The 14,879-nt window shown below is 72.0% G+C and carries 12 protein-coding genes; 8 read left to right on the forward strand and 4 right to left on the reverse strand.

Annotation, left to right across the window (positions count from 1 at the left end):
* Positions 1-70: 70 nt before the first annotated feature.
* On the reverse strand, positions 71-1,783 hold the full coding sequence (locus H4687_RS32705) for a serine/threonine-protein kinase (protein WP_078907344.1): 1,713 nt from the start codon (positions 1,781-1,783) through the stop codon (positions 71-73).
* 139 nt (positions 1,784-1,922) lie between these two features.
* Positions 1,923-3,107 carry a PucR family transcriptional regulator gene (locus H4687_RS32710; protein WP_046913513.1) on the reverse strand — a complete coding sequence of 395 codons (1,185 nt, stop codon included), beginning with the start codon at positions 3,105-3,107 and terminating at the stop codon, positions 1,923-1,925.
* 145 nt (positions 3,108-3,252) lie between these two features.
* Between H4687_RS32710 and H4687_RS32715 the strand changes: the two genes are divergently transcribed.
* From H4687_RS32715 to H4687_RS47600, 3 genes are all read left to right on the forward strand, one after another.
* On the forward strand, positions 3,253-4,179 hold the full coding sequence (locus H4687_RS32715; RefSeq protein ID WP_046913512.1) for a proline dehydrogenase family protein: 927 nt from the start codon (positions 3,253-3,255) through the stop codon (positions 4,177-4,179).
* Between the two features lie 52 nt (positions 4,180-4,231).
* On the forward strand, positions 4,232-5,863 hold the full coding sequence (pruA, locus tag H4687_RS32720) for an L-glutamate gamma-semialdehyde dehydrogenase (protein WP_046913511.1): 1,632 nt from the start codon (positions 4,232-4,234) through the stop codon (positions 5,861-5,863).
* A 331-nt stretch (positions 5,864-6,194) separates the two neighbouring features.
* Positions 6,195-6,326 (forward strand): hypothetical protein, encoded by a 132-nt coding sequence (locus H4687_RS47600; RefSeq protein ID WP_005479955.1) that lies wholly within the window; start codon positions 6,195-6,197, stop codon positions 6,324-6,326.
* A 58-nt stretch (positions 6,327-6,384) separates the two neighbouring features.
* Here H4687_RS47600 and H4687_RS32725 read toward each other — a convergent pair whose 3' ends face one another.
* Entirely contained in the window at positions 6,385-7,959 is a 1,575-nt protein-coding gene (locus H4687_RS32725; protein WP_046913510.1) for a purple acid phosphatase family protein, read from the reverse strand.
* Positions 7,960-8,101: 142 nt separating this feature from the next.
* On the opposite strand from H4687_RS32725, the gene H4687_RS32730 reads away from it, so the two are divergent.
* A complete protein-coding gene (locus H4687_RS32730) occupies positions 8,102-9,145 on the forward strand; it encodes a 3-isopropylmalate dehydrogenase (RefSeq protein ID WP_046913509.1) in 1,044 nt (347 codons plus the stop codon).
* A 261-nt stretch (positions 9,146-9,406) separates the two neighbouring features.
* Positions 9,407-10,495, forward strand: coding sequence for a branched-chain amino acid aminotransferase (locus H4687_RS32735; protein WP_046913508.1), 1,089 nt, complete (start codon positions 9,407-9,409; stop codon positions 10,493-10,495).
* 112 nt (positions 10,496-10,607) lie between these two features.
* Here the strand turns inward: H4687_RS32735 and H4687_RS32740 are convergent, their stop codons facing one another.
* Complete coding sequence (locus H4687_RS32740) at positions 10,608-11,771, reverse strand: serine hydrolase domain-containing protein (protein WP_264086505.1); 1,164 nt, start codon at positions 11,769-11,771, stop codon at positions 10,608-10,610.
* A gap of 132 nt (positions 11,772-11,903) precedes the next feature.
* Between H4687_RS32740 and H4687_RS32745 the strand changes: the two genes are divergently transcribed.
* From H4687_RS32745 to H4687_RS32755, 3 genes are all read left to right on the forward strand, one after another.
* The gene (locus tag H4687_RS32745) at positions 11,904-12,368 is read left to right on the forward strand and encodes a hypothetical protein (RefSeq protein WP_046913506.1); all 465 of its coding nucleotides are present in this window, start codon (positions 11,904-11,906) and stop codon (positions 12,366-12,368) included.
* Positions 12,369-12,519: 151 nt separating this feature from the next.
* Positions 12,520-13,200, forward strand: a complete 681-nt coding sequence (ureA, locus tag H4687_RS32750; protein ID WP_046913505.1) for an urease subunit gamma — start codon at positions 12,520-12,522, stop codon at positions 13,198-13,200.
* A complete protein-coding gene (locus tag H4687_RS32755) occupies positions 13,197-14,876 on the forward strand; it encodes an urease subunit alpha (protein WP_046913504.1) in 1,680 nt (559 codons plus the stop codon). Before ureA ends, H4687_RS32755 begins: the two co-directional genes overlap by 4 nt.
* Positions 14,877-14,879 lie beyond the last annotated feature (3 nt).

Here is a 14,879-nt window from a genome sequence, read left to right on the forward strand (position 1 = left end):
CCGGACCGTCGGGTGTGCCCCCGGACCTTCGGGTGTGCTCCCGGCCCGTCGGCCGGACCTTCGGGTGTGCCTAGGTCTTCGGCCAGACCGTCATGTCCGCGGTGACGAAGCTGGCCTCGTGGTCCCCGAGCGCGGTCGACTTGACCTGTATCACCAGCAGGGCGATGTCTCCGGAGGGGTGCTTGACGCAGAACTCGCTGCCGGCCGCCGCTCCCGAGAGCGTGAAGCTGTGGCTCTTGGCGCCGGTGAGGGCGATACGGCACGTCTCCAGGGTGGCGCCGGGGTCGGCGTACATCATCGTGATCACGCTCTTGTCGCTCTCCAGCGCGCAGATGATCTCCTTGCAGGCAAGACGGACGTCGCCCTTGCGGTCCTCGCGTGTCTTGCCGCTCCGGATGTCGACGGAACTCGTCTGTGACAGGAACTGCATGGGATAGGCGGTGGGTTGGGGGTCCCGGGGCGCGGTCGGGGAGGGGTTCGCCTTCCCGGACGTCCGCTCGCCGTCGGCCCCCGCGTCCGCCGTGCCCTTCGTCCCCGGGTCCGCCGCGGACCGCGACGGGGACGCCGACGACCGTGCGGACCTGTCGCCACCGGAGGTCGAGGCGGAGGTCGTCTCCCGGGTGCGATACCGGTCCACGCCCTGCTTGAGCGTCCACCCCAGGCCGGCGAGCAGCAGGGCGCCTCCCGTCACGGCGGCGACCGTGAGCAGCGCGGTGCGCCGCCGCCGGGCACGCCGCTGCTCCGGCCGCTCCGGCCCTGCCGGACCGTTCGGACCCATCGCCCTCATCGGCCCGTTCAGCACCAACGGCCCGTACGGTCCCAGCGGCCGGGTCGGCGACAGCAGCGGCATCGGGTGCGGGACGGTGGCCCCGTGGGCCGCCGCCGGGGGCGGCACCGAGACCTCCGGGCCCGTGACCTCGCGCCAGACGGCGGGCCCGCCGCCCGTGTCGGCGTCCCGGCCCAGCCGACCGCGGCACCATGCGACGACCTCCGCCGGGGTGGGCCGCTCTGCCGGGTCGAGGGCGAGACAGCGGGCCATCATCGGGCGGAGCGGTTCGGGCAGCAGCGACAGGTCGGGTGCCGAGTGCACGATCCGGTACAGCACGCCGACCGAGGGGCCGTCGCCGTACAGCGGCTCGCCGAGGGCCGCGAACGCCGCCGTCTGGCCCAGCGCGAAGACATCGGTCGCCGTCGTGACCGCACCGCCGGTCGCCTGCTCGGGGGCCATGAACTGGGGCGTGCCGACGGCCGTGCCGGTGGCCGTGTTCGAGGTGAGGTCGGCGGCCAGCGAGATGCCGAAGTCGATGACCCGGGGCCCGTCGGCGGCGAGCAGCACGTTGGAGGGCTTCAGGTCGCGGTGCACGATGCCCTCGCCGTGGATGGCCTGCAGCGCCTCCGCCACGCCCGCCATCAGCCAGAGCACCGCGGGCACCGGCAGCGGTCCGCGCCGGGCGACGGCCTCCGCCAGGGAGGGGCCGGGCACGTAGAGCGTGGCCAGCCAGGGCGGTACGCCGTCCGCGTCGGCGTCGATCAGTTCGGCGGTGTAGGCGCCCCGGACCCGCCGGGCCGCCTTGATCTCCCGGCCGAACCGCCGCCGGAAGGCCGGGTCGTCGGCCAGCTCCGGGCGGACCACCTTGATCGCCACCGGCCTGCCACCCTGGGTGTGCGACAGATAGACCCGGCCCATGCCGCCCGCGCCCAGCCGGGCGGCGAGACGGTAGCCCGCCATCTGCGGTGGGTCGTCGGCCTGGAGCGGCTGGAACACCTCGGTCGCGTCGTTCAACGGCGCACGTCCCCCTGATTTCCTGATCTCCCCCGATGCGTCGGTCCGATGATCCGACCGACGGAAACAGCCTAAAGGTTGTTGTGAGCATGCTGTTCGGAGTGGTGCCAGAAGTGCACGCGGCCGACCGGACCGGAGGTCAGAGCCGCGCCCCCTTGAGCGCCATGTGCAGCAGCAGCCGGTCCTCGCCGTCCGTCAGACGCAGGCCGGTGAGCTGTTCGACGCGGGAGAGCCGGTAGTAGAGGGTCTGGCGGTGGATGCCCAGCTCGGCGGCGGTGCGGCCCGCCTGGCCCGCCCGGTCGAGGAACACCTCGGCGGTGTGGGCGAGTTCGCGGTGGGCCGGGGTGAGGAGGAGGCGCACACAGGGGTCCTGCGGGGTCCCGGGAGGGAGTGCGGTGAGCAGCCGGTACGGGCCGATGGAGTGCCACTCGGCGACCGGGCCGAGGCGCGGCTCCGCCAGCGCCGCCCGCGCGGCCGCCGAGGCCTCCCGCCAGTCGGTGCCCAGCTCGGCGAGGCCCGCACGGGCGCCCGAGACGCCCGCCGCCGCGTGCGCGCCCGCGCGCTCCAGGAGCCGGGCGGCGGCCGAGAGCGCCGGCGCCGGTACGTCCGCCGAGCGCAGCCGTACCAGCAGGGCCAGGCCCCGGCCGGCCGTGCTCCAGGGCACCGTGCACAGCGCGGTCGCCCCCGGCACCGTACGGAAGGAGGGGGCGTCGTCCGGGTCGGCGGACGGCCAGGGGGCCACGCACACCATCGCGTGGACGCCGTCGCCGCGTGGGCCGAGAGCCGTGCGCAGCTCCGCCACCGCCATGTCGCGCTCCCAGTCGCGCTCGGCGGTCAGGACCGCGCGCAGCTCCCGGGTGAGGTCGGCGCCGGCCTGGGCCTCGTCCGCGAGGAGGGCGCCGATGCGGGCGGCGACCGCCATCGCGGCGGCGAGCTGGGCGTCGGTCGGGCCCGGGTCGCCGTCCAGGAGCCAGACGTAGCCGAGCACGACACCGCGATGGCGTACGGGCAGGCAGACGCGGCCCCGGAGCACCCCCGCCGCCGGGGTCGGCGGGATACGGACCGGGGCCGTCGCCCGGGTGATGCCGAAGCCCTCGAACCACTCCCGCACCGCCGTCGTCGAGCGGCGGGTCAGGATCGAGCGGGTGCGGACCGGGTCCAGGTCGGACGGATCGAGGTCGCCCTCACTGTCGTACGCGCCGAAGGCGATCAGCTCGAAGTCGCGGTTCTCCAGCGTCGCCGGGGCGCCGAGCAGCTCGGAGATCTCGTCGACGAGGTCCTGGTAGTCGCCCACGGGGTGCGGCGATGCGGGTTCCGGCGTCACCCCGGCATTCTCCCGTACAGGTCGAGGTCTTCATACATCTGTCTGAGATCTGCGGCACGGATGCGTGACAGCTGTCGATGGCCGACGATCGGCGGGATCCTTAGGTTTCACGGTGGTTCTGTCTGCTGGTCTGTGGAGGTGCCCCGTGCTGGGTCCCGTGATTCTCGCCGCGTCGCGCAGCGGCCGGATACGACGCCTGATCTCGGCGGCGCCGGTGACCAGGCAGGTCGTCGACCGCTTCATCCCCGGGGAGCGGGTCGAGGACATCGTCCCGGTCGTCCGGGACCTCACCGCCAAGGGCCTCGACGTGACCCTGGACGTCGTCGGCGAGGACATCACCCGACCGGAGCAGGCCACCGCCGCCCGCGACGCCTATCTGGAGCTGATCGCCCGGCTGAAGGAGCTGGAGCTCGGCGAGCGCGCCGAGATGTCCGTCAAGCTCTCCCTCTTCGGCCAGGCCCTCCCCGGCGGCCACGAGCTGGCCCTCGCGAACGTCCGGTCGGTCGTCGAGGCCGCCGCCGCGATCGGGACGACGGTCACGCTCGACGCCGAGGACCACACCACCCTCGACTCGATGTTCGCCGTCCACGAGGAGCTGCGGCGGGACTTCCCGCAGACCGGCTGCGTCATCCAGGCCTACCTCTTCCGCACCGAGGCCGACGCCCGCCGCCTCGCCGCGAACGGCAGCCGGGTGCGGCTGGTGAAGGGCGCCTACAAGGAGCCCGCCGAGGTCGCCTTCCAGCAGAAGGCCGAGATCGACAAGGCGTACGTACGCGTCCTGAAGATCCTCCTGGAGGGGGAGGGGTACCCGATGATCGGGTCCCACGACCCGCGCCTCATCTCCATCACCCAGGAACTCGCCCACCGCGCCGGGCGCAAACCGGACGAGTACGAGTTCCAGATGCTCTACGGCATCCGCGGCGACGAGCACCTGCGGCTCGCCGCCGAGGGGCACCGCATGCGCGTCTACACCGCGTACGGCACCGACTGGTACGGCTACTTCATGCGCCGCCTCGCGGAGAAGCCGGCGAACCTGCGCTTCTTCGTCCGCTCGATGATCAGCAAGGGCTGAGCCGACCACCGCCCGCTCAGGACACCGCTCACGTCAAGGAGTTACGGAAATCATGGACGCTGTGACCCAGGTCCCCACCCCCGTCAACGAGCCGGTGCACGGCTACGCCCCCGGCTCGCCCGAGCGGGCCCGGCTGGAGGCCAGGCTCAAGGAGCTGGCCGAGAACCCGGTCGACCTGCCGATGACCATCGGCGGCGAGCGGCGGATGGGCGGCGGCGACCGCTTCGACGTGGTGCAGCCGCACAACCACAAGGCCCGCCTCGGCACCTACGCCAACGCGACCCGGCAGGACGCCCAGGACGCCATCGACGCGGCCCTCGCCGCCGCGCCCGCCTGGCGCGCGATGTCCTTCGACGACCGCGCGGCGATCATCCTGCGCGCCGCCGAGCTGCTCGCCGGCCCCTGGCGCGAGACGCTGGCCGCCTCCACGATGCTCGGCCAGTCGAAGACCGCCCAGCAGGCCGAGATCGACTGTCCCTGCGAGCTGGTCGACTTCTGGCGCTTCAACGTCAAGTACGCCCGTGACCTGCTCGCCGAGCAGCCCCCGGCCAACTCCCCGGGCGTCTGGAACCGTCTCGACCACCGTCCGCTCGAAGGCTTCGTCTACGCGATCACCCCCTTCAACTTCACCGCCATCGCGGGCAACCTGCCGACCGCCCCGGCCCTCATGGGCAACGTGGTGGTCTGGAAGCCGAGCCCCACGCAGACCCACGCCGCCGTGCTGCTCATGCGGCTGTTGGAGGAGGCGGGCCTGCCCAAGGGCGTCATCAACCTGGTCACCGGCGACGGCATCGAGGTGTCCGAGGTCGCGCTGGAGCACCGCGACCTCGCCGGCATCCACTTCACCGGCTCGACGAAGACCTTCCAGTACCTGTGGAAGACGGTCGGCGCGAACATCGAGAAGTACCGCTCGTACCCGCGGCTGGTCGGCGAGACCGGCGGCAAGGACTTCGTGGTCGCCCACCCGTCCGCCGACCGCGCGATCCTCAAGACCGCCCTGACCCGGGGCGCCTTCGAGTACCAGGGCCAGAAGTGCAGCGCGACCTCCCGGGCCTACATCCCGGCGTCGATCTGGAACTCGGGCTTCAAGGAGGAGTTCGCCGCCGAGGTCGAGTACCTGACCATGGGCGACGTCACCGATCTGTCCAACTTCGTCGGCGCCGTCATCGACGAACGCTCCTTCGCCAAGAACAAGGCCGCCATCGACCGCGCCAAGTCCGACCCGGCCTGCACGATCGTCGCGGGCGGCTCCTACGACGACTCCGTCGGGTACTTCGTCCGCCCGACCGTCGTCGAGTGCACCGACCCGGCCAACGAGGTCTTCACCACCGAGTACTTCGGCCCGTTCCTCGCCGTGCACGTCTACGAGGACGACCGCTACGAGGAGATGCTGACCCAGATGGAGTCGGTGTCCGCCTACGCCCTGACGGGTTCGGTGATCTCGGGCGACCGCGCGGCCGCCGCGTACACCATGGACAAGCTCCGCTACGCGGCCGGCAACTTCTACATCAACGACAAGTCCACCGGCGCCGTCGTCGGCCAGCAGCCCTTCGGCGGCGGTCGCGCCTCGGGCACCAACGACAAGGCCGGGGCCCCGCAGAACCTGATGCGCTGGACCCTGACCCGCGCCATCAAGGAGACCCTGGTCCCGCCGACCGACTACACGTACCCGCACATGGGCTGACCCGGACATCCGGTCCGCCGCTCGTCGCGCCCCCGTTCCCGTGACCCGGGACCGGGGGCGCGGTCATGTGACGGATGGGAAAAGCCCAGGTCAGCGATGTGTGACCCAATCCATCGTCTCAGATAGTAGGAAGTCCGACTAACTGTGGAGACAGATGCGCCGACCTCGCCTAGCTTTGTAGGAGCCGAACGTCTCGCTCGATCCAGCGAATGGCGGTCGTGAGCCGGAGCCCTAGGCAGGCAACCCCTGCGGCCCCGCTCCCCGCCCCTTCCGGCGTCTCGTACACCTCCCGTTTCCGAACTCCGGAATGCCTCGAAGGAGTCGATTTCCCATGGCCGAGACGACCGTCCGCCGCCGAGTCCGTCACGTTTCCCGGACCACCGAGTCCGACCGCAAGAACGCCGCCGCCGCCCTCCAGCGCGCCCTCGACCGCAGGGACAACGGCGGTTCGACCGGGCACTGAGCCCCCTGCCGGGAGCCGCACCCGTGTTCGGGGTGCGGTGCGGCCGTGAGCGGACGGCTCACGCGCCGCGCCGCACCTCGAAGTGGTCGATCCGCCTGCCGTCCTCGGCCAGTGCCGACACCTTCAGGGCCGGACGCGCGCCGCTCTCCGCCTCCACCGAGAGCAGCGAGAAACCCCGGTAGCGCACCCGCGACCACTCCACCGTCTCCGCCTTCGACCTGCGGGACTTGGTCCACTCGAACGTCTCGACGGCGTCGTGGCGGGTGACGTGTCCCTCGTAGCTCTCCTTGACGCCGGACGGGAAGCCGTACAGATCGCGCCCGCCGCCGCCCGCTGTGACGTACACGATCCCGTCCCGGGTCGGGTCGGTCGACGCGCCGATGGGGACCGCCCGGCCGACCTCGCCGCCCTTGACGGCGTCGGTCCGCTCGTAGACGTGGTTGTGGCCGTTGATCACCAGGTCCACCTGGTGCTTCGCGAACAGCGGCAGCCAGGTGTCGCGGATGCCGCCGTCGGAGGCGTGCGAGGACGTCGAGTAGGCGCAGTGGTGGAAGAAGACGACGACGAAGTCCACGCCCTTCGCGGTCCGCAGCTCACCCAGCGTCCTGTCCAGCCATCTGGTCTGCCGGCCGCCCGTGTAGCCGAAGTTGGCGGGGATCTCGTACGACACGTCGTTGGCGTCCAGTGCCACGAAGGCGACGTTTCCGTAGGTGAACGCATACACGCCCGGTGCCGTGCGCGGATCGAAGCCGTTGTCCGGGAGGGACCAGCGGGCGAGCTGACCGCCGTAGCCGTCCGGCGAGTACCAGGCCTCCATGTCGTGGTTGCCGGTCGTCACCATCCACGGCACGGACCTGGCCACCGGCTCGTTCTGCTTGAGGAACAGGTCCCAGAACCCGGGGTCGTAGCCGTCCGACGTGACGCCCTTTCCGTTGCCGTTCGCGTAGCAGATGTCGCCGGCGTGGAGGTGGAAGGCGGGCTTGCGACGGGCGATCAGGTTGTCGTTGGCCGCGGCCGCACTGCCGACGCCCTGGTCGCCGAACGCCGTGAACACGAACGTCTCGGGGGCCGCGGGCGCCGTGCGGAAGGTGGCGATCGTCGAGCGGTGGGCCGGGGAGGCCGGGTCGAATCCCTCGTGGCCGACGCCGTAGTAGTACGTCGTGCCGGGGCGCAGGCCGTCCAGGGCCGCGTGCACGTAGTACTGCTCCAGCTCCAGGCGCACGCCCTCGACCCCCGGCGTGTGCAGGTCGCGGATCTCGGCGTCGATCTTCCGGCTCAGTTCCTCGGGCTTCAGCCCCACCCGCACGTACGGCTTCCGCACCGCCACCGGCACCTGCCAGGAGATCCGCATCTCCTTCTTGGGGTCGCCGCCGAAGGCCAGATGGCGGCCGAAGGGGACGGCCGCGGAGCCGGGCAGCCGGGAGGTGGCGGGCGAGGGGGCGGAGGTCGTCGAGGGCGTCGAGTTCGGCGAACCGGAGCCGCCGCAGCCGGCCAGCAGCCCGCCCGCCGCCAGCGAGCCCGCCGTCACCAGCGTGCGGCGCCGCGTCAGCTTCGTACGCAGGTACTCGTGCTGCTCGGCCATGCTCATCCGGCGCGCGAGCTGCGGCGGGATGCCGAAGTCGGGTATATCCATGGTGATGAAGTTCCCAGTGAATCCCAACGCCCGCCCCGCATACGGGTGAACGCGTGGTGACGTGTGGGCAGCGTCGCCGCACCGCACGTCCGCATCGCGGACAGCGCATGTCATCCCCTGGGACAAGGAGTACGGTGCCGTCATGTCTCGCAGCCTCAATCTCGCAGTGATCCCCGGTGACGGCATCGGTAGGGAAGTCGTGGCCCAGGGGCTCAAGGTCCTCTCCGCCGTCCTTCCGCAGGATGTGAAGCTGGAGACCAAGGAGTACGACTTCGGCGCCCAGCGCTACCACGCCACCGGTGAGACCCTCACCGAGGCCGACCTCGACGCGCTGAAGCAGCACGACGCGATCCTGCTGGGCGCGATCGGCGACCCGAGCGTCCCCTCCGGGGTCCTGGAGCGCGGCTTCCTGCTCAAGCTCCGCTTCGCCTTCGACCACCACGTGAACCTGCGCCCGTCGAAGCTGCTCCCCGGTGTCGCCACCCCGCTCGCCGGTCAGCCCGAGATCGACTTCGTCGTGGTCCGCGAGGGCACCGAGGGCCCGTACACGGGCAACGGCGGCACGATCCGCAAGGGCACCGAGCACGAGGTCGCCACCGAGGTCTCGGTCAACACGGCCTTCGGGGTCGAGCGGGTCGTCCGCGACGCGTTCGCCCGCGCCCAGGCCCGCCCGCGCAAGAAGCTCACCCTCGTCCACAAGAACAACGTGCTGACCTTCGCCGGTCACCTGTGGACGAACGTCTTCAACAAGGTGGCCGAGGAGTTCCCCGAGGTCACCACCGACTACATCCACGTGGACGCGGCGACGATCTACCTCGTCACCGACCCCGCCCGCTTCGACGTGATCGTCACCGACAACCTCTTCGGCGACATCATCACCGACCTCGCCGCGGCCGTCTCCGGCGGCATCGGCGTCGCGGCCTCCGGCAACATCAACCCCTCCGGCGAGTTCCCGTCCATGTTCGAGCCCGTGCACGGCTCGGCCCCGGACATCGCCGGCCAGGCCAAGGCCGACCCCTCCGCCACGGTCCTGTCCGTCGCCCTGCTCCTGCGCCACCTCGGCTTCGAGGCCGAGGCCGCGGCGATCGAGGAGGCCGTCTCCGCCGACCTCGCGGAGCGCGTCGGCAAGCCGGCCCGTTCGACGGACGAGATCGGCGACGCCCTCGCCGTACGCGTAGCCGGCTGACCCGCCGCGCCACTCGAATTCTCTCGAAGCCGCCGGGTCGCATCAGCACCCGGCGGCTTCCGTATGGCTTCCCCATGGTCCCGCCGGGTGTCACCATCATCCCTGGGTCGCATTCACGCCGTTTTCTTCCGCGGACTCCGCTTGCGATAATCGAACGCGGAGCCGCTGAATGAGGCAATGCTCGGACGTCCAAGCACTCGCCACCGGCAGTGCGGATGTGAGCGCGGCCCGTCACACACAACCGGTGAAGGACAACCACTCATGACGACGCCCACGATCGAGCTCAAGCCCTCGGCCTCGCCACTCTCCGCCGCGGAGCGCGACGCGGTCCTGGCCGCCCCCGGCTTCGGCCGCCACTTCACCGACCACATGGTCGTGATCAAGTGGACCGAGGGCCGGGGCTGGCACGACGGCCAGCTCGTTCCGTACGCGCCGCTCTCCCTCGACCCGGCCACCATGGTCCTGCACTACGCGCAGGAGATCTTCGAGGGACTGAAGGCCTACCGGCAGCCGGACGGCTCCGTCGCCACCTTCCGGCCGGAGAAGAACGCGGCGCGCTTCCAGGCCTCCGCCCGCCGGCTCGGGATGCCGGAGCTGCCGGTCGAGACGTTCATCGAGGCCTGTGACGCGCTGGTGCGGCAGGACCAGGCCTGGGTCCCGGCCCACGGCGGCGAGGAGTCCCTCTACCTGCGCCCCTTCATGATCGCCACCGAGGTGGGCCTGGGCGTCAAGCCCGCAGGCGAGTACCTCTTCCTGGTCATCGCCTCCCCGGCCGGCGCCTACTTCCCCGGCGGTGTGCGGCCCGTCTCCATCTGGGTCTCCGAGGACCACGTCCGCGCCGTCCCCGGCGGCATGGGCGACGCCAAGACCGGCGGCAACTACGCGGCCTCCCTGCTCGCCCAGGCCGAGGCCGCCGCCGAGGGCTGCGCCCAGGTCTGCTACCTCGACGCGGTCGAGCGCAAGTGGGTCGAGGAGCTGGGCGGCATGAACCTGTACTTCGTGTACGGCGACCGGATCGTCACGCCCAAGCTCACCGGCTCGATCCTGGAGGGCGTCACCCGTGACTCCCTGCTGACGGTCGCCGCCGACCTCGGTTACGGCGCCGAGGAGGGCCGGATCTCCATCGACCAGTGGCAGGCCGACTCCGAGAGCGGCGCCCTCACCGAGGTCTTCGCCTGCGGTACGGCCGCCGTCATCACCCCCGTCGGAACGGTCAAGCGCACCGGCGCCAGCTGGCAGCAGTCCGCCGGCGAGCCCGGCCCCGTCACGCTCAAGCTCCGCGAGGCGCTGCTGAACATCCAGCGCGGCACCGTGGAGGACAAGCACGGCTGGATGCACGAGCTGGGCTGAGCAGCTGAGTACGCGGAGTTCATGTCTCCCGTGGCGGCCGGGCCCTGCCCGGCCGCCACGCGGCGCTCCCTGGCCGCCACCGGGCTCTCCTCGGCCTCCTCGGCGCGGCTTCTCATGCCCCCTCCGCCCGTACCCGCTCCACCAGCCCCAGGGTCAGCTCCTGCGCCACGTCCTCCAGGTTCCACTCCCCGTCCCGGTACGCCTGGTTGCTGATCCAGAAGACGAGGACACCGTCGGCCGGTGAGCGGCCGAGGAGGCCGAGGGACCAGTCGTTGCCGCCGTCGTGCCAGGCGAAGGGGCCGTCCGGGGTGTCCCGCACGCTCCAGCCGTAGCCGTACGAACTCGTCGAGCCGGGCTCCCGGACCCGCGGCTCGAACAGCTTGTCCCGGGCCCGCGCCGGCAGGATCTTCTCGCCCAGCAGCGCGCGGTGCCAGCGGAACACGTCCTCGGCGGTCGAGAGCATCCCGCCGTTGCCGCGCAGGTTCCAGTGGGGCCCGTCGGCGGCCCAGGGGTGGTCGAAGGGCCTGCCCATGCTCCGCCCCCGGTCGTCGTACTCCACCGCGACGAGCCGCCGTGGCCACCGGGGCAGCACGTACCCGGTCCGCTTCATCCCGGCCGGAGCGAACAGATGCCGGGCCAGGAACTCCTCGTAGCCCTCCGAGGACGCCTTCTCCACGATCGCGGCGAGCAGGCTGTAGCCGGTGTTGGAGTAGTGGAAGCGCGTACCCGGCGCGGAGCGGAGCTTCGATGCCAGCGCCCCGCGCACCAGCTCCTCGCGCGACACGGGAGCGTAGTCGTCACCGAGCCCCTCCACGAGACCGGAGGTGTGGGTGAGCAGCTGCTCGACCGTGATCCCGCGTTTGTCCTCCGGCACCGGTCCCAGGTGACGGTCGATGCGGTCGGACACCCGGAGCCGGCCCTGTACTTCCAGCTTGAGGATCGCGGCGGCCGTGAACTGCTTGGTCATCGACATGACGTCGTACACCGTGCGACAGCTCGCCGCGGTCCCGGCCTCGCGGTCGGCCGTGCCGAAGCCCGCGCAGTAGGCCAGTTGGTCGCCGCGCGCGGCGACGACGGTGCCGCCTGCGCCCTGGGGCAGGGTGCGGCGGACGAAGTCGGCGATCGAGGCGTCGGCGCGGGGCGGTGCGGCGTCGGCGTCGGCCACCGGGCCGTCGCCGGACAGGGGGGCGAGCACCCCGAGTGCCAGTGCCGCCGCGAGCAGCGCGGCGCTCCCGACCCTCGTACGGGGCTGAGGTGAACGGCGGGGCGGACCCATGTGACCTCCCTGTGGTCTCCGAGCGGGGCGGTGCGCACCGAGGTTGACCGCCGATCTCCCGCCTCCTCAAGCTGTGGGGGTGTTCGAGCTTGTACGAGTTCGTGTCCGTCCAGCTCAGCGAGGGGGACCCCGATGACCACCGCACCGCCCACACCGCCCGACACCGATCCCGCCGCGTTCGTCGCGGCCCTCCGGCGCCTCAAGGCCTGGTCGGGTCTGAGCTATCGCCGCCTGGAGCGCCTGGCGACCGAGGCGGGTCACGTCCTGCCCCACTCCACGGCGGCGACCATGCTCGGCCGCGAACGCCTTCCCCGGGAGGAACCGCTCGCCGCGTTCGTCGCGGCCTGTGGACTGCGCGGGGCCGAGGCCGAGGCATGGACGGACGCGCGGCGCCGTATCGCCTGCGGCCAGCCCGGGCCCCCGTCCCTGGCGCGGCCCGTCTCGCTGCCGCGGCCCGGACGTCGGCGCGTCCTCGCCGTGGCGGCGCTCTCGCTCACCGCGCTCCTGGGCGGGGCCCTGACCTCCGGCGCGCTCACCGAGGACGAGGAGGTACGGGACACACGGACCGTGCACTACGACGCGTCCCGCGACCGTTAGAGCGATACTCGAATCACGCCGTCCTGGTCACCCGCTCGCATTCACGCAGCCGGGTGCGGCTGTCTCGATGTGTGGTCACATGCTTCCGCTTTCCCGCGAACCATGTTTAGAGTGGCGCTCAAAGTGAGGGATCGCAAGGAGGTGTCGCCGCATGCGACTGACCCCCACCGAACGCGACCGCCTGCTCCTCTTCGGCGCCGCCGAACTGGCCCGGGCCCGTCGTGCGCGCGGACTGCGGCTGAACGTGCCCGAGGCGACCGCGCTGGTCGCGGACGCCGTGTGCGAGGCGGCGCGGGACGGGCTGCGGCTCGCCGAGGCGGTCGAGCGGGCGCGCGGCCTGCTCGGACCCGACGACGTGCTGCCGGGCGTGGCGGACATCGTGCGGGAGGTGCATGTCGAGGCGGTGTTCGAGGACGGGTCACGGCTGGCCGTCGTCCCGGACCCGATCGGCGGCGCACCGGGGGATCCCGCCCCCGGTGCGCTCCTGCCGGGCCCGGCGCACGCGGACCCCGAGGCCGTCGTGCGGCTGACGGTGACCAACACCGCCGGCGTGCCCGTCTCGGTCACCTCCCACTTCCACTTCTTCGAGGCCAACCCGCGGCTGGACTTCGCGCGGGCGGCGGCCTACGGGATGCGGCTCGCCGTCCCCGCCGGGTCGTCGGTGCGGTTCGGGCCGGGGGAGCGGGTCGAGGTCGGGCTCCTGCCGGTCGGGGGCGAGCGGATCGCGATCGGGTTCGCCGGCCTCGTCGACGGGGAGCTGGACGCGCCGGGCGCCAAGGCCGAGGCCCTGCGCCGGGCCGCCGCCTGCGGATACCTGGGGGCGGACCGATGAGCGTCGATCCGTACGGGTACGCCGCCACCCACGGCCCGCGTGCCGGCGACCGGATCCGGCTCGGCGACTCGGGGCTCGTGATCCGGGTCGAGTCGGACTCCCAGCGGTACGGCGACGAGTTCCTGGCCGGCTTCGGAAAGACCGCGCGGGACGGACTGCACCTCAAGGCGGCCGCCGTCCGGGAGACCTGCGACGTCGTGATCAGCAATGTCGTGGTGATCGACGCGGTCCAGGGCGTCCGGAAGGTGTCGATCGGCATCCGGGAGGGGCGGATCAGCGCGATCGGGCGGGCCGGGAACCCCGACACCCTCGACGGGGTCGAGGTGGTCGTCGGCACGGGTACGTCCATCGTGTCCGGCGAGGGGCTGATCGCCACCGCCGGAGCCGTCGACACCCATGTCCATCTGCTGTCGCCGCGGATCATGGAGGCCTCGCTGGCCTCCGGGGTGACGACGATCATCGGGCAGGAGTTCGGGCCGGTCTGGGGCGTCGGGGTCAACTCGCCCTGGGCGCTGCGGCACGCGTTCAACGCGTTCGACGCCTGGCCGGTCAACATCGGCTTCCTCGGCCGGGGTTCGTCGTCCGGTGACGCCCCGCTGGTGGAGGCGCTCGCCGAGGGCGGGGCCTGCGGCTTCAAGGTGCACGAGGACATGGGCGCCCACACCCGGGCGCTGGACACGGCGTTGCGCGTCGCCGAGGAGCACGACGTCCAGGTCGCCCTGCACAGCGACGGACTGAACGAGTGCCTGTCGGTCGAGGACACCCTGCGGGTCCTGGAGGGCCGCACGGTCCACGCCTTCCACATCGAGGGCTGCGGCGGCGGGCATGTGCCGAACGTCCTGAAGATGGCCGGGGTCCCGAACGTCATCGGCTCCTCCACCAACCCCACCCTCCCCTTCGGCCGGGACGCCGTCGCCGAGCACTACGGGATGATCGTGGCCGCCCACGGTCTCAAGACCGACCTGCCCGGCGACGCGGCCCTGGCCCGCGACCGCATCCGCGCCGGGACGATGGGCGCCGAGGACGTCCTGCACGACCTGGGCGCGATCGGCATTACCTCCTCCGACGCGCAGGGGATGGGCCGTGCGGGGGAGACCGTCCGCCGGACCTTCGCGATGGCGGGGAAGATGAAGGCCGAGCGGGGCGCCCCGGACGACGGTCACGACAACGAGCGCGTGCTGCGGTACATCGCCAAGCTGACCGTCAACCCCGCCATCGCCCACGGCCTCGCGCACGAGATCGGTTCGATCGAGGTCGGCAAGCTGGCCGACCTCGTGCTGTGGCGGCCGGAGTACTTCGGGGCCAAGCCCCAGCTCGTGCTCAAGTCCGGCTTCCCCGCGTACGGCGTCGTCGGCGACCCGAACGCGGCCACCGACACCTGCGAACCCCTTGTGCTCGGGCCCCAGTTCGGGGCGTACGGCGCCACCCCCGCCGACCTCTCCGTCGCTTTCGTCGCGCGGGCCGCCCTCGACCGGGGCGGCGACTCGATGCCGACCCGGCGGCGCAGGGTCGCCGTGCGCGGCACGCGCGGGATCGGCCCGGCCGACCTGCGCCTCAACTCCCGCACCGGATCGGTCGACGTGGACCAGCGCACCGGCCTGGTCACCCTCGACGGCGAACCGCTGCGCTCCGAGCCCGCCGAGTCGGTCCCGCTCAACCGCCTGTACTTCCTCTGAGGA

Source organism: Streptomyces stelliscabiei (genome assembly GCF_014873495.1).
GTDB classification, from domain to species: domain Bacteria; phylum Actinomycetota; class Actinomycetes; order Streptomycetales; family Streptomycetaceae; genus Streptomyces; species Streptomyces bottropensis.

What these genes read in the sequence shown, in the direction of transcription:
- pruA (WP_046913511.1), top strand. Translation starts at nt 4,232, where the DNA reads ATGGACGCTGTGACCCAGGTCCCCACCCCCGTCAACGAGCCGGTGCAC.
- H4687_RS47600 (WP_005479955.1), top strand. Translation starts at nt 6,195, where the DNA reads ATGGCCGAGACGACCGTCCGCCGCCGAGTCCGTCACGTTTCCCGGACC.
- H4687_RS32725 (WP_046913510.1), bottom strand. Translation starts at nt 7,959, where the DNA reads ATGGATATACCCGACTTCGGCATCCCGCCGCAGCTCGCGCGCCGGATG.
- H4687_RS32730 (WP_046913509.1), top strand. Translation starts at nt 8,102, where the DNA reads ATGTCTCGCAGCCTCAATCTCGCAGTGATCCCCGGTGACGGCATCGGT.
- H4687_RS32735 (WP_046913508.1), top strand. Translation starts at nt 9,407, where the DNA reads ATGACGACGCCCACGATCGAGCTCAAGCCCTCGGCCTCGCCACTCTCC.
- H4687_RS32740 (WP_264086505.1), bottom strand. Translation starts at nt 11,771, where the DNA reads ATGGGTCCGCCCCGCCGTTCACCTCAGCCCCGTACGAGGGTCGGGAGC.
- H4687_RS32745 (WP_046913506.1), top strand. Translation starts at nt 11,904, where the DNA reads ATGACCACCGCACCGCCCACACCGCCCGACACCGATCCCGCCGCGTTC.
- ureA (WP_046913505.1), top strand. Translation starts at nt 12,520, where the DNA reads ATGCGACTGACCCCCACCGAACGCGACCGCCTGCTCCTCTTCGGCGCC.
- H4687_RS32755 (WP_046913504.1), top strand. Translation starts at nt 13,197, where the DNA reads ATGAGCGTCGATCCGTACGGGTACGCCGCCACCCACGGCCCGCGTGCC.